General features: G+C 50.0%; 30 protein-coding genes. 18 read left to right on the forward strand and 12 right to left on the reverse strand.

Going from position 1 to position 25,612, the window contains the following annotated elements; translation table 11 throughout:
• Positions 1–49 precede the first annotated feature (49 nt).
• From SRBAKS_RS03235 to hisF, 5 genes are all read left to right on the forward strand, one after another.
• Positions 50–469: a CoA-binding protein gene (locus SRBAKS_RS03235; protein ID WP_229593609.1), complete on the forward strand. Its 420-nt coding sequence runs from the start codon at positions 50–52 to the stop codon at positions 467–469.
• Entirely contained in the window at positions 466–903 is a 438-nt protein-coding gene (locus SRBAKS_RS03240; RefSeq protein ID WP_229593611.1) for a YkgJ family cysteine cluster protein, read from the forward strand. Before SRBAKS_RS03235 ends, SRBAKS_RS03240 begins: the two co-directional genes overlap by 4 nt.
• 19 nt (positions 904–922) lie before the next feature.
• Positions 923–1,690: a DnaJ domain-containing protein gene (locus tag SRBAKS_RS03245; protein WP_229593613.1), complete on the forward strand. Its 768-nt coding sequence runs from the start codon at positions 923–925 to the stop codon at positions 1,688–1,690.
• Positions 1,691–1,848: 158 nt separating this feature from the next.
• The gene (hisH, locus tag SRBAKS_RS03250) at positions 1,849–2,490 is read left to right on the forward strand and encodes an imidazole glycerol phosphate synthase subunit HisH (protein ID WP_229593615.1); all 642 of its coding nucleotides are present in this window, start codon (positions 1,849–1,851) and stop codon (positions 2,488–2,490) included.
• On the forward strand, positions 2,480–3,259 hold the full coding sequence (hisF, locus tag SRBAKS_RS03255) for an imidazole glycerol phosphate synthase subunit HisF (RefSeq protein WP_229593617.1): 780 nt from the start codon (positions 2,480–2,482) through the stop codon (positions 3,257–3,259). The genes hisH and hisF overlap by 11 nt, the downstream gene beginning before the upstream one ends.
• A gap of 73 nt (positions 3,260–3,332) precedes the next feature.
• Here hisF and moaC read toward each other — a convergent pair whose 3' ends face one another.
• Genes moaC through SRBAKS_RS03275 form a run of 4 tightly spaced genes read right to left on the reverse strand, consistent with a single transcriptional unit; the run spans position 3,333 to position 6,554 of the window.
• On the reverse strand, positions 3,333–3,812 hold the full coding sequence (gene moaC / locus SRBAKS_RS03260) for a cyclic pyranopterin monophosphate synthase MoaC (protein ID WP_229593619.1): 480 nt from the start codon (positions 3,810–3,812) through the stop codon (positions 3,333–3,335).
• A gap of 2 nt (positions 3,813–3,814) precedes the next feature.
• Positions 3,815–4,939 carry a molecular chaperone DnaJ gene (dnaJ, locus tag SRBAKS_RS03265; RefSeq protein WP_229593621.1) on the reverse strand — a complete coding sequence of 375 codons (1,125 nt, stop codon included), beginning with the start codon at positions 4,937–4,939 and terminating at the stop codon, positions 3,815–3,817.
• A gap of 11 nt (positions 4,940–4,950) precedes the next feature.
• A complete protein-coding gene (rpoZ, locus tag SRBAKS_RS03270) occupies positions 4,951–5,181 on the reverse strand; it encodes a DNA-directed RNA polymerase subunit omega (RefSeq protein WP_229593623.1) in 231 nt (76 codons plus the stop codon).
• Positions 5,182–5,213: 32 nt separating this feature from the next.
• A complete protein-coding gene (locus SRBAKS_RS03275; RefSeq protein ID WP_229593625.1) occupies positions 5,214–6,554 on the reverse strand; it encodes a DUF4340 domain-containing protein in 1,341 nt (446 codons plus the stop codon).
• Positions 6,555–6,721: 167 nt separating this feature from the next.
• Between SRBAKS_RS03275 and SRBAKS_RS03280 the strand changes: the two genes are divergently transcribed.
• The 13 genes from SRBAKS_RS03280 to SRBAKS_RS03340 all read left to right on the forward strand — a co-directional run bounded on the left by SRBAKS_RS03280 (position 6,722) and on the right by SRBAKS_RS03340 (position 17,996).
• Positions 6,722–7,471 (forward strand): tRNA lysidine(34) synthetase, encoded by a 750-nt coding sequence (locus SRBAKS_RS03280; RefSeq protein ID WP_229593627.1) that lies wholly within the window; start codon positions 6,722–6,724, stop codon positions 7,469–7,471.
• 64 nt (positions 7,472–7,535) lie between these two features.
• Positions 7,536–8,441: a M23 family metallopeptidase gene (locus tag SRBAKS_RS03285; protein WP_229593629.1), complete on the forward strand. Its 906-nt coding sequence runs from the start codon at positions 7,536–7,538 to the stop codon at positions 8,439–8,441.
• Positions 8,442–8,558: 117 nt separating this feature from the next.
• Positions 8,559–9,347, forward strand: coding sequence for a flagellar biosynthetic protein FliR (gene fliR, locus SRBAKS_RS03290; RefSeq protein WP_229593631.1), 789 nt, complete (start codon positions 8,559–8,561; stop codon positions 9,345–9,347).
• 9 nt (positions 9,348–9,356) lie between these two features.
• The gene (flhB, locus tag SRBAKS_RS03295; RefSeq protein WP_229593633.1) at positions 9,357–10,424 is read left to right on the forward strand and encodes a flagellar biosynthesis protein FlhB; all 1,068 of its coding nucleotides are present in this window, start codon (positions 9,357–9,359) and stop codon (positions 10,422–10,424) included.
• A gap of 66 nt (positions 10,425–10,490) precedes the next feature.
• Positions 10,491–12,590 (forward strand): flagellar biosynthesis protein FlhA, encoded by a 2,100-nt coding sequence (flhA, locus tag SRBAKS_RS03300; RefSeq protein WP_229593635.1) that lies wholly within the window; start codon positions 10,491–10,493, stop codon positions 12,588–12,590.
• 9 nt (positions 12,591–12,599) lie between these two features.
• On the forward strand, positions 12,600–13,673 hold the full coding sequence (locus tag SRBAKS_RS03305; protein WP_229593637.1) for a flagellar biosynthesis protein FlhF: 1,074 nt from the start codon (positions 12,600–12,602) through the stop codon (positions 13,671–13,673).
• A 17-nt stretch (positions 13,674–13,690) separates the two neighbouring features.
• Entirely contained in the window at positions 13,691–14,518 is an 828-nt protein-coding gene (locus SRBAKS_RS03310; RefSeq protein ID WP_229593639.1) for a MinD/ParA family protein, read from the forward strand.
• Positions 14,460–15,245 carry a FliA/WhiG family RNA polymerase sigma factor gene (locus SRBAKS_RS03315; RefSeq protein WP_229593641.1) on the forward strand — a complete coding sequence of 262 codons (786 nt, stop codon included), beginning with the start codon at positions 14,460–14,462 and terminating at the stop codon, positions 15,243–15,245. The genes SRBAKS_RS03310 and SRBAKS_RS03315 overlap by 59 nt, the downstream gene beginning before the upstream one ends.
• A 21-nt stretch (positions 15,246–15,266) precedes the next feature.
• The gene (locus SRBAKS_RS03320; protein WP_229593643.1) at positions 15,267–15,647 is read left to right on the forward strand and encodes a chemotaxis response regulator CheY; all 381 of its coding nucleotides are present in this window, start codon (positions 15,267–15,269) and stop codon (positions 15,645–15,647) included.
• A 30-nt stretch (positions 15,648–15,677) separates the two neighbouring features.
• Positions 15,678–16,385 carry a flagellar basal body-associated FliL family protein gene (locus tag SRBAKS_RS03325; protein ID WP_229593645.1) on the forward strand — a complete coding sequence of 236 codons (708 nt, stop codon included), beginning with the start codon at positions 15,678–15,680 and terminating at the stop codon, positions 16,383–16,385.
• A gap of 3 nt (positions 16,386–16,388) precedes the next feature.
• Positions 16,389–16,718, forward strand: coding sequence for a hypothetical protein (locus tag SRBAKS_RS03330; RefSeq protein ID WP_229593647.1), 330 nt, complete (start codon positions 16,389–16,391; stop codon positions 16,716–16,718).
• Between the two features lie 28 nt (positions 16,719–16,746).
• Positions 16,747–17,154 carry a hypothetical protein gene (locus tag SRBAKS_RS03335; protein ID WP_229593649.1) on the forward strand — a complete coding sequence of 136 codons (408 nt, stop codon included), beginning with the start codon at positions 16,747–16,749 and terminating at the stop codon, positions 17,152–17,154.
• Positions 17,155–17,168: 14 nt separating this feature from the next.
• Positions 17,169–17,996 carry a hypothetical protein gene (locus SRBAKS_RS03340; RefSeq protein ID WP_229593651.1) on the forward strand — a complete coding sequence of 276 codons (828 nt, stop codon included), beginning with the start codon at positions 17,169–17,171 and terminating at the stop codon, positions 17,994–17,996.
• Between the two features lie 53 nt (positions 17,997–18,049).
• Here the strand turns inward: SRBAKS_RS03340 and lpxC are convergent, their stop codons facing one another.
• The 8 genes from lpxC to SRBAKS_RS03380 form a co-directional block, all read right to left on the reverse strand.
• Positions 18,050–18,970 (reverse strand): UDP-3-O-acyl-N-acetylglucosamine deacetylase, encoded by a 921-nt coding sequence (gene lpxC, locus SRBAKS_RS03345; protein ID WP_229593653.1) that lies wholly within the window; start codon positions 18,968–18,970, stop codon positions 18,050–18,052.
• Between the two features lie 175 nt (positions 18,971–19,145).
• Positions 19,146–20,000, reverse strand: coding sequence for a peptide chain release factor N(5)-glutamine methyltransferase (prmC, locus tag SRBAKS_RS03350; protein ID WP_229593655.1), 855 nt, complete (start codon positions 19,998–20,000; stop codon positions 19,146–19,148).
• Positions 20,001–20,018: 18 nt separating this feature from the next.
• On the reverse strand, positions 20,019–21,086 hold the full coding sequence (gene prfA / locus SRBAKS_RS03355) for a peptide chain release factor 1 (protein WP_229593657.1): 1,068 nt from the start codon (positions 21,084–21,086) through the stop codon (positions 20,019–20,021).
• 1 nt (position 21,087) lies between these two features.
• Complete coding sequence (locus SRBAKS_RS03360) at positions 21,088–22,014, reverse strand: DUF1385 domain-containing protein (protein ID WP_229593659.1); 927 nt, start codon at positions 22,012–22,014, stop codon at positions 21,088–21,090.
• Between the two features lie 210 nt (positions 22,015–22,224).
• Positions 22,225–22,446, reverse strand: a complete 222-nt coding sequence (gene rpmE, locus SRBAKS_RS03365) for a 50S ribosomal protein L31 (RefSeq protein WP_229593661.1) — start codon at positions 22,444–22,446, stop codon at positions 22,225–22,227.
• 184 nt (positions 22,447–22,630) lie between these two features.
• Positions 22,631–22,948: a TusE/DsrC/DsvC family sulfur relay protein gene (locus SRBAKS_RS03370; protein WP_229593663.1), complete on the reverse strand. Its 318-nt coding sequence runs from the start codon at positions 22,946–22,948 to the stop codon at positions 22,631–22,633.
• A 209-nt stretch (positions 22,949–23,157) separates the two neighbouring features.
• Positions 23,158–24,885: a YcaO-like family protein gene (locus SRBAKS_RS03375; RefSeq protein ID WP_229593665.1), complete on the reverse strand. Its 1,728-nt coding sequence runs from the start codon at positions 24,883–24,885 to the stop codon at positions 23,158–23,160.
• On the reverse strand, positions 24,882–25,607 hold the full coding sequence (locus tag SRBAKS_RS03380) for a class I SAM-dependent methyltransferase (protein ID WP_229593667.1): 726 nt from the start codon (positions 25,605–25,607) through the stop codon (positions 24,882–24,884). Before SRBAKS_RS03380 ends, SRBAKS_RS03375 begins: the two co-directional genes overlap by 4 nt.
• Between the last annotated feature and the right edge of the window lie 5 nt (positions 25,608–25,612).

Genomic DNA, 25,612 nt, shown 5'->3' on the forward strand with positions numbered 1-25,612 from the left:
CGGAAGCGTTTGCTGTACAAGAACGTTCCAATCATATGAGGAATAAACAATGCTGATCGACATGCAAGAGCTAGCTCCCCTTCTCCGTGAGGTCAAGACGATAGCGGTTATAGGGGCAGTGGATAAACCCGGGCGCCCGGTTGATATGGTGGGACACGCCCTTATTTCAATGGGATTCACTGTCATTCCGGTACACCCCAAACGCCGGGGCGTGTGGGGACTGACCACATATCCGACTGTCAACGACATCCCTATTCCAGTGGACATGGTGGACATCTTTCGGGCTTCGGAATTCTGCCCGGCGCACGCACGGGAAGTGCTCGACATGAGTCCCCTGCCAAAAATTTTCTGGATGCAATCAGGAATAACCAGTCCTGAAGCGCAAAAAATCCTCGCCGATTCCGGCATTACGGTTGTTGAAGACCGCTGTACCAAAGTTGAAATGCAAGCAATGGGAATACATAGATGAGTGAAACAGCCTTTGAATGCCGCATGTGCGGGCATTGTTGTCACGGTAAAGGTGGGATTGTCATGACCGACAAAGACCAGAAACGCCTTGCTGAAACGCTTGGCATTACCGTTGCCGAGTTGATTGAAAAATACACAGAGGAACGTGGCGATAAACTACACCTCACTGTCGGCGAAGACCTGTACTGCATCTTCTTCAAAGACGGATGCAGCGTGCATCCGGGCCGTCCCGATATTTGCAGGGCATGGCCCTATTTCCGAGGCAACCTCATTGACGAAATGAGCTGGGAGATGATTCAGGAATACTGTCCCGGTGTGAACCCCAAGGCCGGGCACAAGGAATTCGTACGTCAGGGACGTGAGTATTTGCACAAGGAAGACCTTTTGCGCTATGATCCTGAAACTTCGCCAAATGCATTGATTTCAGAAGAATAAGAATACCAAGGCGCACCGAATGAATCTTCAGGAATGTCTCAAAACACTCGACCTCAAATCAGGAGCATCCCTGGATGAGGTCAAATCGGCATTCCGCAAGCTCGCCTTCAAATACCACCCGGACCTGAATTCCAGCCCGATCGCTGCCGTCAAATTCCGGGAAATCAATGAAGCCTATGTCACGGCAAAGGGATTGCTACCAAATGGAGCGCCCACATCCGAAAGATCAAAACCCCAGAACGAAGGACCGACTGCCAGCAAAGAGCAAGGCGCCAAAGCCTATGCCAGCCAGCAAAAGAAGTCCGCCCCGGGCAAGCCGCGACACACCAGATCGACCCGCGCCAAAAATCAGAAGTATTATTATAAGGAAGAAGAAGTTCTCAAGACTATTCTTGGCGACCCTTTTGCCAAAAAAGTCTTTGAAGACATATACAGCCAGATTCGAAAGGAAAAGCCTGATTACAAAGGGCCATTGGAGTTAAAAAAACGAAAACTCCAGCTTCACTGGGGCGAACGGACGCTCAACCTCGACTTCTCCAAAGGCCTAAGAGAATGGCTAAAGAGTCAGATGGACTATGAACAAACCGTTCATTTCCCAGCGAAACACCTTCTTCCCGGTCGAAAAATTCGGATTACTGTTGATCAGAAATTCACGAAAAAACCACGCACGATTGAAGTCACCCTGCCCCACGACTTCGTAGTAGGACGCCCGATTCGACTCAAAGGCCTCGGCAGAAAACTGGGTCCCATAGCTGGCGATCTCCTCCTCCGCATACTGAGCAAGTAACCTTCCTGCACGTTTTTTTCTCCCCTCCAGACTCCATTTTGCCAATTCCGGCAATTCAAAGATAAATTAAACATTATTAGCAAGATCAAAAAACCCTTGTTTTCCTCCGTTTTATTTACTAGTCGCTGTATAATAACGAGTACACAGTGGAGGGAACAATGCTCGCCATATTTGACTACAAAGCGGGAAACCAGACCAGCGTTCGCAGAGCGCTGACGCACTTGGGCATTCCCAATGAGATTACAAACGACCCGGAGATCCTGAACTCGGCTTCAGGTATCATATTCCCTGGAGTCGGAGCCGCAGGTCAGGCCATGGAAGAACTCCATTCCGGTGGCCTCGATGAAGTCATCAAGGGACTCATCTGGCAGAAAAAACCGGTACTTGGAATCTGTGTCGGTTGTCAGATCCTGCTTGATTACTCAGAGGAAAATGACACCAAGGCATTGGAAGTCATCCCGGGAGAATGCCGCCTGTTCAACCCCTCATGGATGGATTACGAAGACAACACGATTCGTGTCCCGCATATGGGCTGGAACCAGGTCGAAATGGTGAAAGAGTGTGAACTCTTTACCGGCATCGATCCTGATGCAGATTTTTATTTCGTACATAGTTACTTCCCGCATCCAGACAAGGAATTTATCATTGGCACGACCCGATACGGCATAGATTTCTGTTCCGTACATGGACGCCAGGGATTGTGGGCTGTCCAGTTTCACCCGGAAAAATCCGGTCGACCAGGCCTCCAGATGCTGAAAAACTTCTACAACTACTGCGAGGAGGCCGCCAATGCTGAGTAAGCGAGTCATCCCCTGCCTTGACGTCCGTAACGGTCGCCTGACCAAGGGCATCAAATTTGAAGGCAACGTGGACATTGGCGATCCTGTTGAAACAGCCAAGAAATACTACGAAGAAGGTGCCGATGAAATCGTTTTCTACGATATCACCGCTTCCCATGAAGCCCGAGGCATTTTTCTGGACGTGGTTGAAAAGGTCGCATCACAGATATTCATCCCCTTCTCTGTAGGAGGCGGCATCAACTCTGTTGATGACATGCGCGATGTACTCGTTGCCGGCGCGGAAAAAGTGTCTGTCAACTCCGGTGCGGTCAAGAACCCGGACATCATCAGCGAAGGGGCCGCTCGATTCGGCTCCCAATGCGTTGTACTCGGAATGGACGTCAAACGCGTTGATGTTTCAGAAGAAATTCCCTCCGGATTTGAAATCGTCATTCACGGCGGCCGCAAATACATGGGATTAGATGCTCTGGAATGGGCCAAAACCGGTGAAGCGCTTGGAGCCGGAGAAATCTGCCTCAACTCAATTGACGCGGATGGCGTCAAACAGGGATATGATCTGGAACTTACCCGCCTGATAGCCGAATCCGTAACCATACCGGTCATCGCATCCGGCGGAGCAGGCAATCCCCAGCACATGGTTGACGCTGTTACCGAGGGCAAAGCCACGGCCGCGCTTATCGCTTCCATTGTTCACTATGGAGAATACACCATCCCGGAACTCAAAGAATACATGGCCAAGAAAGGAGTGCAGACCCGCTCGGTCTGGTAATCACTTATACGACCAAGAAAAAAGCCGCCTTCCAAATGGAAGGCGGCTTTTTTCTTGGTATATACAATCAGATTTATTCGGCAGTGAAGGTACCGCTTTTCCCACCTGATTTGAAAACAAGACGACAGGAATCAATAACGATATCCTTCTGAACCGCCTTACACATATCATAAATGGTGGCAGCGGCAGTCTGGACACCTATCAGGGCCTCCATTTCCACGCCAGTCTTGTAGGTGGTGCGTACTTCGCATTCGATTTCAATGGTTGCCGTCTCTTCATGCACGGTAAACCGAATGTCGACATAACTTATCGGGAGAGGATGACACATGGGAATAAGATCGGCAGTCCTCTTGGCGGCCTGTATGCCGGCGATCTTGGCAGTCGTCAGCACATCGCCCTTGGGCAACGCGTTCTCCATGAGAAGCGCAAGAGTCGCAGGAGAAACCCGGACCAAACACCGCACAATGGCCGTGCGTTGGGAATCATTTTTGGCCGAGACATCCACCATGCGGGCGTTGCCATCATTATCCATATGAGAAAAACCGTTAGCCATGTCTATTCTCCCATCACCTTGTCTTTGGCTTTCTTGAAGAAATCTTTTGCCTTGTTGGTCAACTTGCCGGATTCAACCTCTTCAATCTCGGCAAACTCCCTCAGGAGCGCTTCCTGTCTTGAAGTCACGCGAGTCGGCGTCTTGACCTTGACCTCAATCAGGAGGTCGCCCTTATGGGTGGACCCAAGATGCGGCAGGCCCAATTCGCGAAGTCGAAAGACCTCGCCACTTTGCGTGCCGCTGGGAATATCCAGATTGACAGGCTCATCCAGAGTCGGCACTTCAAGGCGATGTCCGAGAGTGGCCTGGACCATGGAAATTTCACGACTGATGATCAGATTCTGACCATGCCGCTCAAAGATATCATCAGGCGCCACATGAATGACAACATACAGATCGCCTGGAGGCCCGCCGTTGATACCGGCTTCACCTTCGCCACGAAGACGCAGGCGGGAATTATTGTCCACACCGGCAGGAATACGAACGGACAAGTCCTTGTCCTTGATGACCGTACCGCGTCCAAGGCACTCGTCACAGGGGTCACTGATGATCTGCCCCGCACCATGACACCTGGGACACGGTACAGAGATACGGAAAAACCCCTGAGACTGCTGCATGGTTCCTGCGCCGCCGCACTGGGGGCAGGTTTCCTTGGATGACCCGGGGGCCGCCCCACTGCCATCACAGGACTCACAGGTCGTCTCAACCGGAATCTCAATATTGACCTCAGCGCCCTTGGCCGCCTCGCGGAAAGAGATTTCAAGGTTGTATCGAAGGTCAGAACCAGCCCGGGGACGGTTGGCCCCGCGTCCGGCACTGGAAAAACCAAAAACCTCACCAAAGATATCACTGAAAGCGCCGAAAATATCCTCGTTACTCGAAAAACCGGAAAAACCGTTGCCGTTCATGCCTTCATGGCCAAATCGATCATAGGTCTGCCGTTTCTCGTCATTACCGAGAATCTCATACGCCTCAGCGGCTTCCTTGAACTTTGATTCAGCTTCAGGGTCATCCTGATTGCGGTCGGGATGGAACTTGAAAGCCAACTTTCGATAAGCCGTCTTGATCTCACCCTGAGAGGCGCTCTTAGCGACGCCCAGGACTTCATAGTAATCGCGTTTGGACATGTGAATTATACTTAGGCTTTTTCAGGTGTGTCGTTCTCGAGATTGACTCCGGGGATAGGACCATCGGGGACAACTTTGCCTGCGGCAATTTCACGCAGAGAGTTGACGATTTCCTTGTTGTTGGACTCAACCAGAGGCTCGTATCCTTCGCGATACTGCTTCACGCGTTTGATGCCCATCTGGGTAATAAGAAAACGGTTACTCACTTGTGCCAGACAATCTTCTACAGTAATTCGTGCCATGGTATTCTCCTTCTTCTCATGGAAGCAAAGTTCTATTTATTGCCGTTACCTGTTGGAAACATGCCTTGCAGGTCTCTCAACAAACGGCTGGAAACAGGATAATACATCCCGTCACCGCTTTTCATCCAGCACTGCCCCGTGGGCAGATTCGGATCAACGTAAAAGTTCATCGCCTGTATCAATTTCCCGTCACTGTCCAAAAGCTGACATCGCATCACCTTAACGGCCGTATCGGACAGGTTGTTGAGAGGCAGAGCCTCAAATGTTAAATTAGTAAATCTCCAGAGTGACATGTCAATGCCGGGAATGTTCTTTTCTCCCCCGCGAACACGCCATCCTTCATCTTTTCTTACAATGATATAACGATGTTCTCCGTGATCGACAACAAAACTGGCTACTGAACCGATATCGAAATCAACCACAGTTCTGTTTTGTACATCAAACGCGCTCCGTACCAATTGGCTGACCGATTCGACATCAAGTAAGAACGGAATGGGCAGCCAGGATGATTTCCCCATATACATACTGGGGTCATCTTCTATAGTAAAGAACTCGACGACATCCGGCTCTTTCCTGCCTCTGCTCAACACCTTGATGGTCAAAGCCGAAATACTCTTTTCAACCGCAACCGGAGCCAGGATCATCTTGCTCGCACGAAGCAGGGCCAAGGTATGGATATACAGCTCTATCTCAGAGCCGGCTGCGTCCTTCCCCTTCAGGTAGCCAGGCAGACTGAAAATATATTTCTCACCCTGCTTCCGAACCAGCCAGCTCGATCCGAACGATTGGACAAGCTGTACTTGGGACACATCCTTCTCAACAAAATTAAACACCCTGGCATCAAAAAAATATGGCGCCGAAAAGGCAAACTGCCCAAGTACTGCCGGATCGAATTCATAGACAAAAGTCGGGTTTTCCGAATTCCATCCAAAAACCCTGCCCCCTACTCCCCGAGCAAAACGAATGGTCAGCGGCAGTTTGGTTTCATCAACAAACTGCAGGATGATCTTGAACTCAGCCTCATCCAGACCATATTTCGCCCCTTTTCCCGAAACGTAATCTCCAAAGACACGCAGGGGGGTCAACACCGACAGCCGGGAAAAATAATTGTCAATCTTCCCGCGCATGCCACGGGTTTTAACATTCCATGAGAGACCGGAAGCCAAAACCTCCCATCGCCTCTCGCCTTTTACTCTTTGTAATGTGTATGATCCATCCACGCCTTGCGCATGCATGGATGCGACACCATCAAGCGATCTTGAGAGCCACTCTGACACATCACTATTACGAGCCTCCCGTGAAACATACCAGTAGACGCCAACTGCCGAAGCGACAACCAGCAACAAGAGTATGATATACAGAGTCCGTTTCAATTCAGGTGCTCCCCAATATGGAAACCTGTGGTCAACACCGGCCATTCTGACCCGGCAAGAAAGCTTGTTAAAATGCCCTATGGCCTCTTGCAAGTCAAGAAAGAATACACTATCTGCCTGATCTGGTCTTGCATTTCATTTCAAAAAAAATGACGGGAGAAAACGAAATGGCCTCATGGGGCAAACTTACTTTTGCGCAAAAAAAATGCGTGTCCGCCACAGGCAAACTCATGCAGCAAACCGAAATGGTCTCCCCCGGTTCCCGTATCGGGATGGCCATATCCGGCGGCGTTGACAGTTTTCTCATGCTCAAGGTGCTCACCATCCGCCAGGCCATCATGCCCTTTCCTGTCGAATTAATGGTGTTGCATATCAATCCGGGCTTTGACGCGACTTCGCACGCACCGTTGGTTGACTGGTGCGCCGAAAACGGCCTCTCCGCCCACATAGAGCTCACGGATTTCGGCCCCCGCGCCCACACCGAGGAAAACCGCAAGAACTCCCCTTGTTTCTACTGCGCCATGCAACGGCGCAAACGACTCTTCGAACTATGCCGAGACTATGACCTGACGCACTTGGCATTCGGCCATAACGCCGACGACAACGTCGTGACGTTTTTCATGAATATCTTCCAAAACGGCCGCGTTGCGGGCCTTGGTGTCAATGAACCATTTTTTGACGGCAAACTTCAGGTCATCCGCCCGACCATGCTGTTGGATAAAAAAACCGTCATAACAGCATCGAAACAATGGGAATTGCCCATCTGGAAAAACATATGCCCTTCGAATGGAGAGACAAAACGCGATGAAATTCATGATTGGTTGAAGAGCATGTGGAAAAATGATAAACGTATAAAAAACAACGTGTTCAATGCAATAACTCGCCAACAGGTTGACTTGACAAGAAAAAAAGTCTAGACTAATAACACTCAAAGTTGCAGATTGTTTTCTGTATAATTTTTAATAACCAACTGGAAAGGCAATGCTTTTCAGAAATTATCATATAGTCGTATTCAAAGACAAACAGGGAACTTGCAAAAAATTCCAACTGAAAGGTTGGTTTATTGTTGCGCTTTTCTTCCTTACAGTCTCTATGGCCGCCGGCAATGTTGTTCTCTGGAAAAAATATGCGCAGCATGCCCGAGTCGAGCAAGGCCTTTCGATCGCAGAAAAGACTGTCCAGGAACAAAAAACCCAGCTTCTCTCCCTTTCCCAAAAAATTACCGCAATTCAAAAGAACCTCGGTCGTATTCGGGACTTTGATTCCAAACTCCGTGTCATGATCAATCTCGATCAGGACGGCAGTCAGGCATCGGCCCCCAAGGGTGGATCTACCAACGAGAATTTCTCAAAGGACTACCTCCCCTTGTATCGCCAGGAACTTCTGGCTCGCAAAATGCACGAGTTTCTTCGTCAGTTGAATATGGAAGCCCGGCTTGAGGAAGTACGTCAGCAGGAGATCATGCATACCCTGCGGAACAACAAAAGCATCCTTGAAGCCACCCCTTCCATCTGGCCTACTTCCGGTTGGGTAACATCTGGCTTCGCCTGGAGAACGTCTCCCTTCACCGGCAAAAGAGAATTCCACAAAGGCATTGATATTTCCGCACCGCGCGGCACGCCGATCTACGCTCCGGCCCGAGGCACTGTGACCTTTTCCGGTCGTGATGGTTCATACGGCTTATCCATCAGACTCAAACACAATGCCAGCCTGGCTACCCGTTTTGCGCATCTGCACCGCATTGCCATCAAATCCGGCCAGGTGGTCACCAGAGGCGAACTCATCGGTTATGTCGGCAATACTGGGCGAAGCACTGGCCCGCACCTTCATTACGAAGTTCGCTTGAATGGCGTTCCGGTCAACCCCAAACGGTATATACTTAACTAGCGGACCTGGTTACATGACTTTTTCAGGCCCTTTTGGAATGTGGAATTCCAAAAGGGCCTGTTTTTTGAGAGAAAGACGTAGAGAGTTGATTGGTTCAAGTTTTGCAACGAGATTTTAATGGACTTTTTTGGATTCAACCCGAGTAACATACTCAGCTTTTTTCTCACACTGTTCAGAATCAGTGTGGTCCTCTTCCTGATGCCTTTTTTCGGAGGAAAATCCATCCCGAATCTGGTCAAAGGCGCAGTCATGCTCGTGCTCTCAATGGCTCTTTGGCCAAAGCTCTCCTTTCCCGGTTCAATGATGCCGGTAGGGTGGGACATAGTCATCATGTTCATCGGCGAACTTCTGCTCGGCCTCATCCTTGGCATGCTCATCAACTTTCTGTTTGCTGCGGTACAACTTGGTGGCCAGATTGTCGGCTTCCAGATGGGCTTTTCCATGGTCAACGTTGTTGATCCTATCACCGGCACAAGCAACGCCGTCACGGCTCACTTCCTCTACATGTGCACCATGCTGACCTTTCTTGTTTTGAATGGGCATCTCTTTCTCATCAACGCCATGGCCATGAGTTTTGACTACATCCCTCCCGGAGGTCTTCTCCTGAGTCAAAATCTCGTTACCAATCTCCTTGATTTTTCCAATATCATGTTTGTACTGGCCATCAAGATTGCCGCTCCGATCATGGCTGCCCTCTTCCTGGTCGACCTTGCATTGGCCTTGATCTCCAGAGCAGCACCGCAAATGCATGTCCTGGTTCTCGGATTTCCAATCAAAATCACTGTTGGATTTTTCTTTCTCGGATTTATTTTTACCATCATGTCACAGTACGTCGGCGACTTTCTCACCACGTGGAACCATATGAATGAAAACATCCTGAAACTCGGTTCTCCCCTGAACTTCTAAGGTACCCTCATGATAGGCCAGGAAGATCCAAGTAAAACCGAAAAAGCCACTGGAAAACGACGCGATAAACAGCGAAATGATGGCAATGTCGCCAAGGGAGAAGAAATCTCCAAGGTGATGGTCCTGCTTGCGGGTGTCGTCTCACTCCGCATTTTCATCGGCTATTATTACGAACAGTTTTACGAAATCTATCATTGGACCTTCTCAGAAGCCATCAATCTGCAAGTTGACAAGAACATGGCCTATACCCTGTTTGTCTGGGGTTTGAAAAAAATGGCTATCCTGACGGTGCCTTTCATGTTGGTGATCGCCTTTGTAGCCTGGCTCACCGGTCGATTGCAGGTCGGCCCACTGTGGACGACAAAACCCCTCAAACCCAAATTCGACAAACTCACAAACATCATGGGCGGCTTGAAGAAGCTCATGCTCAGTCCGGATACCCTCATCAAGCTGGCAAAAAGCCTCCTTCAGGCATTGGCCGTGGGTATCGCGCCCTACATCGTCATCAAACAGGAAATGCCCAACCTGCTCCCCCTATTTCACGCCAATGTCCATGGCATCATCGCATTTCTTCTCTCTAGCGGATACAGAATGGCCTGTTATGCACTCGTGCCCATGATCATCATAGCCATCGTCGATCTGGTGTACCAACGCTGGAATTATGAAGAGCAGATCAAAATGACCAAGGACGAGGTCAAAGACGAGCGCAAGCAGGCCGAGGGTGACCCCAAGGTCAAACAGAAACAACGTGCAAAAATGATGGAAATGATGGCGTCCAGAATGTTTCAGGATATCCCCAAAGCTGATGTCGTCATCACCAACCCCACTCATTTTGCCATAGCCCTTCAATATGACGCCATGGTCGCACCAGCTCCACGAGTTCTTGCAAAAGGCGTTAACCGTCTCGCAGAACGAATCAAGGAAGTTGCACGAGAACACTCCATTCCCATTGAACAGAACGCCCCCTTGGCACAGGCTTTGTATAAACAAGTCGAGATCGGGGATACTATCCCGGAGGAACTGTTTCAAGCAGTGGCAGCGATTCTGGCAAAGCTGGAAAAATTCAAGAGTCGCTAGGGGTTTACGCAAAACTCAGCCCACCTCCAGGTCCCTATGAAAAACCGACCAAGAGGTGTCAAAAACATGGCTCAGTCTTCAAACAAATCACTGGTCCCTCAGATAGACTACTCCAAGTTTGCCAAATCCGGCGATATTCTTCTTGCCAGTGGTGTTGTGACGATTCTCTTTGTCATGCTCATTCCGCTGCCGACACCCTTCATCGATTTTATGCTTACAGTCTCCATTTCTTTGGGACTCGTCATTCTGGTCACGGCCATGTTCATGACCTCTCCTCTTGAGTTTTCCATCTTTCCCTCCCTTCTGCTGGTCACCACTCTGCTCCGCTTGGCGCTCAACGTAGCGACTACGCGAGCCATTCTCCTGCATGGAGATGAAGGTTCGTCAGCGGCGGGATCAGTCATTGAGAGTTTCGGTGAATTCGTTGTCGGCGGTAACTATGTCATCGGCATCGTCATCTTCATGATTCTGTTTATCTTGAACAAAACCGTTATCGTCTCAGGTACAACCCGTATCGCTGAGGTCGCCGCCCGCTTCACCCTTGATGCCATGCCCGGTAAGCAGATGGCTGTTGAAGCCGACCTCAATGCAGGCCTCATCGATGAAAAGGAAGCCAATGAAAAACGTGAATACATGCGCCGTGAAGCCGACTTCTATGGAGCCATGGACGGTGCAGGCAAGTTCGTATCCGGTGATGTCAAAGCCGGCCTCATGATCACCGGCATCAACCTGATCGGCGGGTTCCTGATCGGTATCATTCAAAAAGACATGCAATGGATGGATGCCGCTCAGACATACACCCTGCTGACCATTGGTGATGGTCTGGTCGCGACTATCCCCTCGCTGATCATCTCGACCTCTGCCGGTATCATCGTTTCCCGCGCAGCAGCCGAGGCCAAGATGGGCGAAGAATTCATCGGCCAGCTTTCTTTCCACCACCGCGCTCTGAAACTGGTATCCGTCATCCTTGTAATCTTCGGTATCGTGCCGGGAATGCCGACAATCCCCTTCCTGACACTGGCAGTTATCGTCTTCGGAGTGGGATACTTCTCTGCCAAACAACAGGAAGAACTCGGCCTGCATGAAGAAGAACACGAACAAAAAGATGTTGGTACCCTTGATACCCCGGAAGAGGTACAGGCCCTGCTCCCGCTTGATCAACTGGAACTGGAAGTCGGATACGGACTCATTCCTCTCGTGGACGAAGAACAAAGCGGAAACCTGCTTTCACGCATTCGCTCCATCCGTCGGCAGTTTGCTCTGGACATGGGCGTTGTGGTCCCATCACTGCACCTGCGCGACAACCTTCAATTGAAGCCCGGCGAATACCGTGTGCTTATCAAGGGCAACCCTGTTGCCAGTGCGGAACTGCTGATCGACCATTATCTGGCCATGGACCCCGGCGATGCCAAACACCGTATCCAAGGCGTCGAAACCGTGGAACCTGCGTTCAATCTGCCTGCTGTCTGGATCCCGGAAGCACAGAAGGAAGAAGCCATGCTTGCAGGCTATACCGTTGTCGATCCGTCTACGGTTATTGCCACCCACCTCACGGAAGTCTTCAGACACAACCTGCACGAATTCCTTGGCCGCCAGGAAACCCAGGAGCTGCTGGACAACCTGTCCAAGCGTGCCCCCAAGGCTGTGGAAAGCCTTGTCCCGGCAGTGCTCTCCATCGGCGGTGTCCAGAAAGTGCTCCAGGCTCTGGTGGAAGAAAACGTCTCCATCCGCGACCTGCTCACCATCGTGGAAACACTGGCCGATTACGGCGGGGCCACTCAGGACCCGGTCCAACTCACGGAATATGTCCGTGCCAAAATGGGCAGAACCATCGTCAAGCCCTATACCGGAGAAGAAGGCGTACTGCCTATTATCACCATGAGTCCCCAGATAGACGAGATACTTGGAAACGCCATGCGCCCTGCCGAACAAGGTGGCTACCTGGCCTTGGAACCGGGAGTGGCACAACGCCTTATCCAGGCTATCAACAAATCCACTGAGGACGCCATGGTGGCGGACGGACAACCCATACTTTTGGTGGCTCCCCAGCTTAGAGCTCAACTCGCACGACTGTTGACCCGATTCATCCCGACCCTGCCGGTCATTTCTCAAGCCGAAATTCCAGCAGATGTCAAAATTCAGTCAGCAGCAACTGTCGAAATTTAGGAACTGATTATGAGAATGAAGACGTTCAGGGCCGCAACCTCCACAGCGGCATTTGCAAAGGTCAAGGCGGAACTTGGTAATGACGCCGTGATCCTGTCAAACAAGACCATCACCGAGGACGGATGCAAAGGCTGCGAAATAGTAGCCGCAGTGGACAACCAGCCGGTTATGTCCGCACCGCCGAACACGAAGGAAAACGTGGTCGACGCCGCGCTCAAGGAGAGCGTTGGGTGGCAGCGTGAGTGGAGCCAGATCAAGGGACAGATCATGCAGCTCATGAAGCCGCAAATGGATATGGATCGCCTCTCGCCCAAGCAGAAAATCGCTCTGGAGTATCTGGAACGAGAAGATGTGGACGAAAAAGTGCTGACAAAGATTTATTGTGACCTGCGAGAAGATCCGAAAGGGTCCATAATGACCACACTGGATCCCATGGTCAAAGCAACGCCGTTCACTCCCCGGAACTGGCCAAACACCTTTCATGCCTTTGCAGGGCCCGGCGGCGCAGGCAAGACCTCCACGCTGGTACGTCTGGCTCTCAAAATTAAAAAGGAAAGCCCCAGAACGCGTATCTGTCTGGCCACGGCCGATGGCGGGCGAGGCAAGGGGCGCCTTGTCCTCAAGCACTACGCAGAGCTTTCCGGCCTGGCTTTCAGGGAAATTATCACCCGGGACGATGTCGCTTTACTGCAACAGGAAGCTTCGCAGTTTGATATGATCCTCATTGACCTTCCCGGCCTTTCCGGCAAGACCAACCTCACAGAGTGGACGCAGCTCTACGGGTTGCAAAACCTCCCCGAGCTTTCCATACACCTTGTCCTCAACCCGTATTATAGCACCGCTCAATTCGAGCGTTTTGTCGAGAAATATAAAAGTGAACAACTTGCAAGCGTTATCTGGACGAAACTCGACGAAACCTGTACATTCGGTTTACTATTGAACATGGCGTTCGCCAGCGGGCTGCCGATTTCCGCCCTTTCGTACGGTACCGGTTTGAAAAACAGCATTGCCACGGCCGCAGAGGATTCCATTTGGCGTCTTTTGTTCATGCGCACACTACCTAATGGCGACATTCAACCTTAAGGAGCAAGGCACACGCCATGAGTTCGAATTTACCTATGGTTCTCTCGGTAACCTCCGGCAAGGGCGGTGTTGGCAAGACCAACATGTCAGTCAACCTTGCGTACTCTCTCAGTGCCGCGGGCAAAAATGTCATCCTGCTCGACGCCGACCTCGGGTTGGCCAATGTGGACGTCATTCTTGGAGTGGCCCCGAAGCTCAATCTTTTCCATCTCTTCCATGAGAACATGACCATAGACAAGATCCTGTATGAAACGCCGTACGGATTCCGTATCCTGCCCGCCTCTTCAGGCGTCAGCGACATGGTCAGTCTTGACACAGGCCAGAAACTCGACCTTCTGGATGCCATGGATACTCTGGACGACAAAATCGACTACTTCATCGTGGATACGGGCGCAGGCATCAACGACAATGTCCTCTACTTCAATCTTGCCGTGCAGGAACGTCTCCTTGTCATCACTCCCGAACCCACGTCCCTGACAGACGCATATGCCCTCATCAAGGTACTCAAGCTACACCACGGCGTAGAACGCTTCCGTGTACTGGTGAACATGGTCAAGGACAAGAAGACAGCCAAAGACGTCTACATCAAACTCCTGAATGCCTGTGACCATTTTCTGGATGGCATTTCACTTGATCTTGTGGGCTTTATCCCCTTTGATCCCAACGTCCGCAACGCGGTGATTGCTCAAACACCGTTTTGTCATAAATTTCCCAAGACTCCGGCCAGTGTGGCCGTGCGTCAAACGGCTCAGATAATAAACACCTGGCAGGCGACAAACAATACCGATGGCAATATTAAGTTCTTCTGGAAAAAACTCCTCTTCCAAGAACGATCCGTGGCTTGATCTGGAAAAGGGCGTCAAAAAATGGGACGAGTTCTCACCCAGAGACAGGGAGAACATCGTCCGCTTCTACGCGCCCAAAATTCGGATTCTCGCTCTCAGACTCAAGGCAAAACTGCCGCAAAGTGTTGAACTCAACGAGCTCATCAGTGCAGGTAGTCTTGGTCTGCTTGACGCCTTGAGTAAGTTCAATCCGGAATTGCGCATCAAGTTTGACACGTACTCGGAAAACCGCATCAAGGGAGCCATGCTAGACGAGTTGCGCCGCATGGACTGGTTTTCGAGAGGGCTCAGGCAAAAAGTCAAAGTGCTCGAAGACGCCATGCGTCAAATTGAGCATGAAACAGGTCGTCCGGCCACTGCGGAGCAGCTGCAGCACCACACAGGCATGACCGAAAAAGAGGTGCAGAATGGACTTGAAGCACTTCATAATCAAGTGTGTCTGAGTCTTGATAGTTTTCAGGAAAATTTAATAGGTCAAAAAAACATGACTGATGATGAACCATTTCAGTCTGCGGCCTTTCAGGAGATTGTTGACAAAGTAGCCAATCTCATTGAAGAATTGACGCCAAGAGAAAAATTGGTCATATCTTTATATTATGGCGAGGAATTGAACATGAAGGAAACTGCCGAGGTTATGGACATAACCGAAGGTCGGGTTTCCCAACTGCATTCTCAAGCATTGATTAAATTGAGAAAAACGTTCCGAGACCGATATGAGAACGAATAGAACACAGAGAAGGAGATTTTAATGAGTTACGATAAAAACATGCGCGTTCTGGTTGTAGATGATTTCTCCACCATGCGTAAAATTATCAAGAATATTCTTCGTCAGATTGGCTTTACCAATATCGTTGAAGCCGATGATGGTTCCACCGCCTGGGAAGTCCTGAACAAAGACAACATCGACTTCATTGTCTCCGACTGGAACATGCCGACCATGTCCGGTATCGAGCTGCTCCGCAAGGTTCGCGGAAGCGAAGAATACGCAGATATTCCTTTCCTGATGGTTACCGCTGAAGCACAGCAGGAGAACATCATTGAAGCTGTCCAGGCCAAAGTGTCCAATTATATCGTCAAGCCGTTCACTCCCGAAACACTGGGCCAGAAGATCGACAAAATCTTCGCCTAACCGCCCACCAAAAGCCGGTAGGCGATAACAATGGTTTTGCTTGTCCCGGACGACGCAGAAGATGCAACCGAAAAGGCTGGATCCGAACAGCCCAAGGCCCAACTTGACGATTCAGAAGCAAGCAAAGCCACGCAAAAGGTCGATCTCGACCTTGACGATGCGCCATTTCTTGAGGACGAGGACGAAGAAGAAGAGATAGCCGAAGTAGAGGAGGAAACTCCTCTTCTAACGGAAAAAGAAGAGGACTCTAAACCAGGACTGGCCTCCCTCTTCAAGAACAAGCTCTTTCTTGGTAGCCTTGGGATCATTGTCCTCCTCCTCTTTGTCATCGTATTTTTGATTTTCGATGAACCTGAACCGCCACCTCCTCCGCCTATCCCTGTTGAAGAGACTGTAGCCGAAGAAGAAGCTCCTCCACTTGTGGAGGAGACACCGGAAATAATTATTCGGCTCGATCCGTTTCTCATCGAAAAGAAAGACAAACAGGGCAAAATTCGTTTTCTTGAAGTCCGTGTCCTCGTCTCAACAGAAGACGATGGGCTGTCCAGACAATTCAAACAGGAAACATACACGGTTCGTAATGCGCTGTTCTACTACCTCAAGAATAAGGATTTACAGTTTTTATCCGATAAAGAGAATAGTGAGAAACTCAAGAAGGAATTACTGGGAATCATAAACCAATATATGGGTTTTGGTCAGTTCGATACACTGATGTTCGAACAATATCTTGTGAGGTAAGCCATGAGTACGACTCCGCTGGATCTGCCGATCCTCATCGCGCAACTGCCGTATGTGCAGAAGATCGCCCATGCGGAAAAGGCCAAACCTGAAATCCAACGACAATTATTCAACCCCCTGCTCCGGGAAAACATTGAAAAACAGCAGGGCAAGGTCCAACAGGTCGAAAAAAAGACAGCAACGGACCCCATTCAACGCGATGGACACAGCGCAGAACAGCAACAGGCGTCTTCGGAAAGAAAGAAGAAAGAAACAGAGGATGAAGCTTCTTCTGATACAGGCTCTTCGAATCCCTCGCCCTGGGCTGGCAACATCGTCAACGTCAAGATTTAACCCAAAGCGCCCCCCAGAGGAACACTGAATGTCCAACCTCCTTATCATCCTCTTTACTGTCAGCGAAGTCGTCCTGCTCATCATCGTCATTCTTTTCTTTCTGCGTCTGCGGAAATCGGAAACGCTCCTGTCCGGTCTTCAGGCAAACCACGATGATTTTATCAAACGATTGCAGTTCAACACGCAACTGGAAAGTGAGCTCGTCGCTACTTTTGAACAGCGGCAACAGGAATTGGTTGCCCTGAACACTGAATTGGAGAAAAAGGAAGCCCATCTGCAAAAGCTGGTCGATCTCGCAAATGAATACTGTAAGTCGCCTCAATTCATGAGAGAAATTATCATAAAAGGCCACCGTGCAGGCAAGTCGCCAGTGCAATTGGCCAAATCCACAGGATTGAGCCTTGAAGAGATCGAACTCATAATCGATCAAGCTTAACGGAGCGTATTTCCATGCGTGTTAGCGGTTCTGGCAGCGGAGGAAATTCCTTTTTCGGAGGAAAGAATCGGTCTGATTCATTTCGCCAAAAGCATCGATGCGGCCAAAAAGTCAAAGGCATATTACTCAAGAATCTGTCGGATAACATGGCCTGGGTTGAAATCAACGGCGACAAGCTACTCGCCCAATTGGAAGTCTATCACCCCAGGGGAAGCAGGCTGACCTTTATCATCAAACAACTTGTCCCTGATATCATTCTCAAGGAACTGACCTTGGGCCAGACAACGGGATCAACGCCGCTCAATCTTGCCAGTGCATTTGATACTGCCCGTACTCTTTTTGAAAACGCTCTCAGACAAGAACTTCAATCAGCCAAAGCGGTTAGCCCACGTCTCTCTCAAGTCGATTTTTTCAAGCTCATTGCCAGCAACGCTCAACTCTGCGCATGTTATCTCGACGCGACAGGCTGCGCGCGCGCACTCTCAACTCCGCTAGAACAAAAAGGAAAGGGGCGAATTCTCTATCAACCGTGGTATGCTCCTTACAGCCGCCGCCAAGTCACGTTTGTCCACCAAAACAACGAGAAGTCGGCACTGAATACCAGTATCGTTGAGTTCGATCACACCCAGCTGGGCTTGGTCAGAGTGGAATTCATGTACGGAAACGGAAAGGTTGCTTACAAAATAAAAATGCAGCATCCTAAACACAGTACTGCCCTCTTACGATATCTTGCCGCACAAACCCACCTTGAATTGACGGACCAACCAGACAATCTGGGCATAATGAAACTGCCCAATTTCAGTCATGGTGGCATCATCACTGAAATGGTGTTCAAGGCATAAAAAAAGGCCCGCCAAATGGCGGGCCTTTTTTTATATATCGTAGAGAATTTCTATTAAGCTACTGCGGTGACAGGCTGTTCACCCTCGGACCCAAAGACTTCCTCACCAACTACGGGCTGAGGCAAGGTCTTTTCTTCGAGATACATCTCTCTATTCTCATCAAGATGACGCAGGAACTCATTATTCAAGGCATGCCCAGAAGCAAAGACCTCAAAATGGCCATGCAACGGAGAACCGAGAATCGCCATATCACCCACGAAATCGAGCAACTTGTGACGAACGAATTCATCCTTGAAACGCAACCCTTCAGCATTGAGAACGCCGTATTCATCCAGAACAACAGCATTATCCAATGAGCCTCCGAGGGCCAGGCCATTGGCATGCAGGTAATCAACTTCCTTGAGGAAGCCGAATGTGCGGGCCTTGGCAATGTCCCTGGCAAATGTCTCAGGCGTCACTTCCAGCGTCATTTGCTGACGACCAATGAGGGGATGCGCAAAATCGATAGTATAATCAATGCACAAACCATCAAACGGCTTTGCCTTGATATACTTGCCATCCTTTTCAAACTCAACGACCTTCTTTATGGCGATAACCTTGCGAGCCTTGTTCAGCTTGCGCACACCGGCCTGCTTGAGAAGGTAGACAAACGATGCGGCGGAACCGTCCATGATGGGCAGCTCACGACCGGATACTTCTATATGAATATTATCGATTCCCATGCCACTCACTGCGGCCAGGAGATGTTCTACAGTGGCAACGGCCTCGTGACCGTCCCCCAGCACCGTGGCCAGGCTGGTCGCAACGACCAGAGAGGGGGCAGGGGTCATGAAGATGGAACCGGTACCATTACGAAGGGAGAACAGGATTCCGGTATCCTCAGCGGCCGGACGAAGAACCAACTCCACCTGCTTACCGCTGTGTAGTCCGATTCCTGTGCAACGCACTGATTTATGTATAGTAGTCTGAGACATATTTCCTCCGATTGATATCTTAACATAGCAAGAACGGTGCCATTAGATACTTTTCGGATAACCACTTAAATTTATTTGTTTTTTACGACAAGACTTTGTCTAGAAAAATGTGGTTTTTTCGCAACTATTTGTATTTTTACAACAACATGAGGAACCGTGTGTTGCATTTATGAGATTAGACTTTTTGTGCAAAAACCACACGATCAAGGCCCGCAAGATCGGGAATGACCTTAACATCCTCGAATTGCGGGAAGTGCTGGGAGATGATTTTTTTTACGGCGTCACCCTGTTTATAGCCAATCTCCATGAAAAAATGCCCTCCTGGCCTCAGAGCATGAACGACCTCGGGTAACATTTGACGCACATGGTCAAGTCCTTCTGGACCACTCACCAATGCTCCAGTCGGCTCAAAAGCGGTGACCTCATGGCTTGCTTCTTCAAACTCGACTTGAGAGACGTAAGGCGGATTGGAAACGATGAAGTCGAAAGACTCTCCGGTAAACAAACGCTTCGTGAAATCCCCTTCCATACATTCAACCCGATCCTCAACACCGTGCATGCGCGCATTCTCTGAAGCAATTTTCAGAGCGTCCTGACAAATATCTACAGCAACGCAGCTGGCCTGGGGAAACAAATGAGAAATGGTGACAGCCAAAATACCGGACCCGGTACCGAGGTCAGCGAAATGCAGATCCTTATCTTTCGAGTGAAGCTGTTCAACTTCTTCAATAATGTGCTCGGTTTCCGGACGAGGAATCAAAACACCGGGGCCAACTTGAAAATCGAGCCCATAGAATTCCTTTTCTCCTAGAATATACGCAATCGGCTCCCCTGCCTCACGTCGCTTGAGAAGCAACTCTATCTCAGCCCTTTCGGTATCGGAAAACACCCTGTTCCGATCCACGACAAGGGCAAGTCGAGAACAGCCAAGGACATGGGCGGCCAGCAGCTCGGCACTTAAACGAGGCGAGTCAACACCGGCAAGACGAGCTTCGGATTCAACAAGATAATTCTGGACAGTAAAAGACATGCATGCCCCTCTGGGGGATTAATCGGCTTGGTGTTTCAGAGCTTCTGACTGAAAATGATTGATCAAGGCTTCCGTCAACTCGGTCAGGTCACCTTCCATGATCTGCGGCAACTTATGCAGCGTCAAATTGATACGATGATCAGACACACGCCCCTGGGGATAGTTGTATGTGCGAATACGTTCGGAGCGGTCGCCAGACCCGACCTGGCTGCGGCGGGTGGCATCTTCCTCGGCTTTGGCCTTCTCCTGCTCATGCTGAAGCAAGCGAGAGCGCAACACCTTCATGGCCTTGGCTTTGTTCTTGTGCTGGGATTTTTCATCCTGGCAGATAACAACAAGGCCGGTCGGATCATGCGTAATGCGGATGGCAGAGTCAGTCGTATTGACAGACTGACCGCCAGGGCCGGAAGCACGGAAAACATCGACACGAATATCTTCGTTACGGATATGGACATCCACTTCTTCGGCTTCAGCCATGATGGCGACAGTAACCGCAGACGTATGGATGCGTCCCTGGGACTCCGTGGCCGGCACACGCTGTACGCGGTGAGTACCGGATTCATATTTGAGGATACTGTAGACCTTGTCCCCGGAGATGGAAGCAATGACTTCCTTGAGTCCACCGGACCCCGTGGTATTGGAGCTGATCTCCTCAACGGTCCACTTGTTCACCTCTGCATAGCGGGTGTACATGCGATAAAGGTCTGCGGCAAAAAGAGCGGCTTCATCGCCACCGGTACCTGCACGGATTTCAAGAAGAATATTCTTATCATCCATCGGGTCTTTCGGCAGCAACAGGACTTTCAGTTTTTCTTCAAGCGCCGGCAACTGCGGTTCGAGTTCCGCAAGCTCGGCTTTGGCCATCTCCTGGATATCAGGATCGGAGTCATTCAACATCTCCTTGTTGTCCTGAATCTCCTGCGCGACCTGCTTATAGTTGTTCATGGCCGAAACCACGACCCCAAGATCGGCATGCGCCTTGGATACTTTCTTGTACCGTTCCTGGTCATTGAAAATATCGGGCTGGGCAAGCTCCTGTTCCAATTCCTTAAATTTTACTTCAATTTCTGCGAGCTTGCCGAACATATTAGCACTCCTCTGGGTTCACAGCGCACTTCAAAGCAGCAATGGCCACTTCAAGCTGGCTGTCGTCAGGTTCCTTGGTGGTCAGCATCTGCATCATCAACCCGGGCCAGCACATAAGCTTGCACAGGGAATTCTTGCTGTATTTGCCGGCGAATTTGATCATCTCATAGGCCACACAACTGACTGGCACCATAAGGATGAGTTTCATACCGACAATATAAAGATGCTTAACAATGAAATTTTCCGGTGTGAAGAACGTCAGGAGATACGGGACAAGCACGGCATACAGAAGAATGGAAACAACCAGCACGAACAACAAAAAAGCTGTACCGCAACGAGGATGCAAACGACTATAAAAACGCGTGGAATCGGGAGAAAGCTCCCTGCCCTCTTCCCAGGTCCAGATCACCTTGTGCTCTGCACCATGGTACTGAAAAACGCGACGGATATCCGGTATATATGAAATGGCCAGAATGTAGGACACGAAAACGAACATCTTGATGGCACCGTCCCAGGCATGGAAGCTCAATGAATCCACATCGCCGGCCCAGCCAAGATATTCCATACCCACAGACAGAAAATGCGGAAGGACAACGAACAATCCAAGAGCGGCTCCCAATGCCAAGACCATAGTCAGCAGCAAATGCCAGGAAGTCAGTTCGCCTCCATCTTCATCTCCGTCATCAGCGGCCTGCATTGCGGAAAAATTGAGCGCCTTGATTCCATTGACCATGGTCTCCATAAGAACGGGGAAACCGCGAAGGAAGGGTTTCTTGAGCAAGGGATGACGAACCATAGTGAACCAGGGCCGTATCTCGGTGACTATTTCACCATCAGGCTTTCGAATGGCTATGGCCAGTTTATCCTTGGCGCGCATCATAACACCTTCGATCACAGCCTGACCACCCACTGCCTGAGGCGCAGCCATCGTCAAAAGTCCTCGCAGATTCAAGAAGTTACCCTCCAGTGAAAGGATGAAGTATCATATCTGAGGCACGCGCTAACAAGGAGTGCCGCCAAGGAACAGAATTAAGGATTCCCCGGAGTTTGTAAAGGGTGCCACACAATAGAATATGCCTCCGAAGGGTAGAACCCAATCGAAGGCATATGCTCACGGCTTGACGCCGAAAAAAAGTAGCTACTTCTTGGCCAGGCTATTGAGATCTCCGTATTTTTTACGGAAGCGATCAATACGACCAGCGGTATCAACGAAACGCTGCTTGCCGGTGTAGAAGGGGTGGCAGTTGGAACAGATTTCAACTTCCAGCTCTTCACCCTTGGTGGTCAGAAGCTCGGACTCGTAGCCGCAATGGCAACGGATTTTTGCCTTGAAGGTCTTGGGATGAATATCGTTTTTCATGACTTTCTCCTGTCATTTTTTTGCGTGGAACTCGGTCTTATACGCACTGCATATAGGCTTGGCAAGTAAAAAATTCGAGTATTTCCATATGTGTTCGCCAGCTCACCACATCCACACATGCATTGCAATAAGAAAAGGCGGAAGCCGAAGCTTCCGCCCTTTTTTTAACAAGCTCTGTCGCGAACTAAACGCAACCGGTGGGCTTGGGCAGGCCAGCCATTTTACAGGCGCCTTTACCAGGTCCGGACGGGAACAGTTCGTAGATCTGCTTCAGCTTGAAGCCGGTGACTTTGGACAGAATACGGACCATCGGTGCGATGCCGTTCTTCTTGTAGTAGTCCTGCAGAAAGTCGATGACTTTCTGGTGATCTTCAGAAATGTCTTTGATGCCTTCAGAATCTTTGACGTAGTCAACCCAAAGCGGTGTCCAGTCTTCAAATTTCTGCAGGAAACCGTCTTCGTCAACCTCAAAAGAAGAGCCTTGAAATTCAACAACAGCCATTGTATCCTCCTAGTGGATGTTTTTCATGCTGTGGCTTCGAAAACTTCGAAGCAACCATATCCGTTTAAACAGCGATCCGCTGCTTAGATGCCAAAAAAAGAAACGGTCTAAAACCGTGGAGGGACATTACGTCCAGACCCCCGCCTTTGTCAAGCAGAAGGCGTATTTCGAATGAATAAATCTTGCAACTTTATATTATATATAACCAATTAAGATTCCATCAATTCTTCATAGTGCTTCTGGGCATAGTCCAGGCTGGGGTCCATATCCAATGCGGCTCGCAAATAGTCAAGCGCCTGTTCACGGTTGCCCATGAACTTGTGGCACAGCCCAAGATTGGCAAGATCATGCGGTGACCCACTATCGATATCAAGCGATGCGAGGAAATCTTCTGCGGCTTCCGCATACCTCTCGCCCTTGAAATGAGCCACTCCACGCAGATTATAAAACTCTTTGCACTCCTGATCAAGCGCAATGGCTCTGCCCAGTGGATCCAACGTATTTTCCCAATCCTCCACCTGTGAAAGCGCATATGCCTGATAAAAAGCTGACAACGCCCGTTCAGCGTTAGCCGGTTGTAACGGCTCGGCCTCTTCGAACTGACTTGCAGCATACAGGGGGTCTCCCATACGCAATGCAAGGAGTCCTCGGAAGAACGGCAGGAAATATCCACCGGGGTAGACTTCCTCCAACACATCGAGTCCTTCCAGCGCCTCATCAAAATCAGCGTCCTCTGCAAGCATCCGACCGACGAACAACCCGATAGACCTGTGTGCCGTCCGTTCACGGAAATCAAAACCGGGAACAAAATTATAGTTAGTGGTCACCATCAAATCCGGATGTCGGGTATCAACAGCGTACAGCGTATCACCCAAAGCCTTGAGACCGTTTGCCAGGGCCATCAATTCCTTTAGAATATTATCACTTTCTATAGTCGGCAGAGAATCCAATGAAACGACGTCCCCTTCCTTGAGCCATTTCGCCTGCTCCAACTCCAGGAATTTAGGCAGGCCGGAAGCCTCATATACCCTACTCGTTTCGAAATCGCCTGCGAGCTGGGCCACTTCTGTGATCGCCCGGATCGCAGCCTTTTCCGGTGTAGCGGCAGTACCGGCCGTAAAGACTATTTCACTCAGCACAGGAAAGGTTTTCGGATCCCAGGCAATGGCCGCAATTGTCGGCACCGGATAACCGAGAGTAAAATCCTTGAGAATGAGCTTGATGTTATTGCGCTCAAACTTCTCCACCAACTTTTGCAGCACAGGGCTATCCGAACTCGTCGGATCAATGGTTGGCGTCACTTGCCGGGTTCTGTCCACAACGGCGCACACGTGGCGTTCAACCAGCTCGCATGCCCCCTGAGAAATGGACTCCTCAAACGTGTTTCCTGCTGACGATCCATTGAACTCGTTGAGTTTCTTGAACCAATCAAGGGGAACGAACTCTTCTTCGCCGGTTGCGACATTCAGAGCAGGATGAAAACGCCACTGGATGAGATCCATGAGCCGGACAGCTTTTTTCTCGGAAATATCTTCTTCGACCGAGCGAATGACCTGACGTATATCCATGGTCCGGCCAGGCCATTGTGCCTGCGCATCGGTCCAGGTCATTTCAGTAAAGTTGGATTCATCACCCCAAAAGCTGAAATAGGAATAGCGCTCCACCAATTCCATGAGCGCAGAGGCTTCGGCCTGCTCCGGAGAAGCCCCCTTCCCCATCTGCTTTCTGGTTGGCATGATAGACCGAGCTTCAGGACCGCATTCGCTGACAAAGACGGGTATGCCCAGTCTGCCTGTGTCCACTCGATCAGTCTTTGCCAATACACCGGCACACTTCTCGGCCAGCAGACCCTTGACCCGCGTCACGGTTTCCACCGGGCTGCATGCCTTATCCTGATCAGTGGTAAATTGTTTCGGACAGTCTTTGAGTTCTATCACGACTGTTTCCTTTTCAGACGGAACAGATTGACGACATTCTCTTCACCAGTCTTCTCGTCTTTATAATTGGCAGCCGATTTCATCATCATGAATTTCTCACTGGCACGATCAAAAAATTTCCGGCCCTGACGCTTCTGATCCATGGCCAAAAGAATTTCGGCAGATGAGGTTTCGGCCAGATTCTCATCCATGAAATCTGCAACAGGTTCATATGCCGATTCTTCGTACAGGACTTCACAGCCGATAATGTAATCGAAACGACAATCCATCGAATCACAAGTAAAATCGGCTCGATGCAGAGCCACCTTGTCTTCCAGGCCGTTTTTCAACACATTTATTTTGCTGAACAGCAGAGCAAACGGCTCGATGTCACTCACGGCCACATCATAGCCAAGACTGGCCATGACCATCCCGTTAACCGCACAACCGGCCCCCACTTCAAGAATGGACGCTCCTTTGGCAAAAGGGAATCGGGTCAGGGTATATCCAAGAACGAGGCAGGAAGGCCAGACCTTGGCCCACAATGGCAACGTAATCTGCTTGCCCGATCTGCTCTTATCCATGAGTTTATCCAAATATTTCTGCATATGCTTGATCTGAAGCACTTCCAGAGACACGTCACCAACCGTGACCGTCTCAAAATCCACTTCACCGAACTCACGAACAGCTATGTCAATGAGCGCACCAATAGGCTGGTTCAGATCATGAACTGTATCCGCCACAATTC

Source organism: Pseudodesulfovibrio sediminis (assembly GCF_020886695.1).
GTDB lineage: Bacteria > Desulfobacterota > Desulfovibrionia > Desulfovibrionales > Desulfovibrionaceae > Pseudodesulfovibrio > Pseudodesulfovibrio sediminis.

What these genes read in the sequence shown, in the direction of transcription:
- SRBAKS_RS03235 (WP_229593609.1), top strand. Translation starts at nt 50, where the DNA reads ATGCTGATCGACATGCAAGAGCTAGCTCCCCTTCTCCGTGAGGTCAAG.
- SRBAKS_RS03240 (WP_229593611.1), top strand. Translation starts at nt 466, where the DNA reads ATGAGTGAAACAGCCTTTGAATGCCGCATGTGCGGGCATTGTTGTCAC.
- SRBAKS_RS03245 (WP_229593613.1), top strand. Translation starts at nt 923, where the DNA reads ATGAATCTTCAGGAATGTCTCAAAACACTCGACCTCAAATCAGGAGCA.
- hisH (WP_229593615.1), top strand. Translation starts at nt 1,849, where the DNA reads ATGCTCGCCATATTTGACTACAAAGCGGGAAACCAGACCAGCGTTCGC.
- hisF (WP_229593617.1), top strand. Translation starts at nt 2,480, where the DNA reads ATGCTGAGTAAGCGAGTCATCCCCTGCCTTGACGTCCGTAACGGTCGC.
- moaC (WP_229593619.1), bottom strand. Translation starts at nt 3,812, where the DNA reads ATGGCTAACGGTTTTTCTCATATGGATAATGATGGCAACGCCCGCATG.
- dnaJ (WP_229593621.1), bottom strand. Translation starts at nt 4,939, where the DNA reads ATGTCCAAACGCGATTACTATGAAGTCCTGGGCGTCGCTAAGAGCGCC.
- rpoZ (WP_229593623.1), bottom strand. Translation starts at nt 5,181, where the DNA reads ATGGCACGAATTACTGTAGAAGATTGTCTGGCACAAGTGAGTAACCGT.
- SRBAKS_RS03280 (WP_229593627.1), top strand. Translation starts at nt 6,722, where the DNA reads ATGGCCTCATGGGGCAAACTTACTTTTGCGCAAAAAAAATGCGTGTCC.
- SRBAKS_RS03285 (WP_229593629.1), top strand. Translation starts at nt 7,536, where the DNA reads ATGCTTTTCAGAAATTATCATATAGTCGTATTCAAAGACAAACAGGGA.
- fliR (WP_229593631.1), top strand. Translation starts at nt 8,559, where the DNA reads ATGGACTTTTTTGGATTCAACCCGAGTAACATACTCAGCTTTTTTCTC.
- flhB (WP_229593633.1), top strand. Translation starts at nt 9,357, where the DNA reads ATGATAGGCCAGGAAGATCCAAGTAAAACCGAAAAAGCCACTGGAAAA.
- flhA (WP_229593635.1), top strand. Translation starts at nt 10,491, where the DNA reads ATGGCTCAGTCTTCAAACAAATCACTGGTCCCTCAGATAGACTACTCC.
- SRBAKS_RS03305 (WP_229593637.1), top strand. Translation starts at nt 12,600, where the DNA reads ATGAGAATGAAGACGTTCAGGGCCGCAACCTCCACAGCGGCATTTGCA.
- SRBAKS_RS03310 (WP_229593639.1), top strand. Translation starts at nt 13,691, where the DNA reads ATGAGTTCGAATTTACCTATGGTTCTCTCGGTAACCTCCGGCAAGGGC.
- SRBAKS_RS03315 (WP_229593641.1), top strand. Translation starts at nt 14,460, where the DNA reads ATGGCAATATTAAGTTCTTCTGGAAAAAACTCCTCTTCCAAGAACGAT.
- SRBAKS_RS03320 (WP_229593643.1), top strand. Translation starts at nt 15,267, where the DNA reads ATGAGTTACGATAAAAACATGCGCGTTCTGGTTGTAGATGATTTCTCC.
- SRBAKS_RS03325 (WP_229593645.1), top strand. Translation starts at nt 15,678, where the DNA reads ATGGTTTTGCTTGTCCCGGACGACGCAGAAGATGCAACCGAAAAGGCT.
- SRBAKS_RS03330 (WP_229593647.1), top strand. Translation starts at nt 16,389, where the DNA reads ATGAGTACGACTCCGCTGGATCTGCCGATCCTCATCGCGCAACTGCCG.
- SRBAKS_RS03335 (WP_229593649.1), top strand. Translation starts at nt 16,747, where the DNA reads ATGTCCAACCTCCTTATCATCCTCTTTACTGTCAGCGAAGTCGTCCTG.
- SRBAKS_RS03340 (WP_229593651.1), top strand. Translation starts at nt 17,169, where the DNA reads ATGCGTGTTAGCGGTTCTGGCAGCGGAGGAAATTCCTTTTTCGGAGGA.
- lpxC (WP_229593653.1), bottom strand. Translation starts at nt 18,970, where the DNA reads ATGTCTCAGACTACTATACATAAATCAGTGCGTTGCACAGGAATCGGA.
- prmC (WP_229593655.1), bottom strand. Translation starts at nt 20,000, where the DNA reads ATGTCTTTTACTGTCCAGAATTATCTTGTTGAATCCGAAGCTCGTCTT.
- prfA (WP_229593657.1), bottom strand. Translation starts at nt 21,086, where the DNA reads ATGTTCGGCAAGCTCGCAGAAATTGAAGTAAAATTTAAGGAATTGGAA.
- SRBAKS_RS03360 (WP_229593659.1), bottom strand. Translation starts at nt 22,014, where the DNA reads ATGGCTGCGCCTCAGGCAGTGGGTGGTCAGGCTGTGATCGAAGGTGTT.
- rpmE (WP_229593661.1), bottom strand. Translation starts at nt 22,446, where the DNA reads ATGAAAAACGATATTCATCCCAAGACCTTCAAGGCAAAAATCCGTTGC.
- SRBAKS_RS03370 (WP_229593663.1), bottom strand. Translation starts at nt 22,948, where the DNA reads ATGGCTGTTGTTGAATTTCAAGGCTCTTCTTTTGAGGTTGACGAAGAC.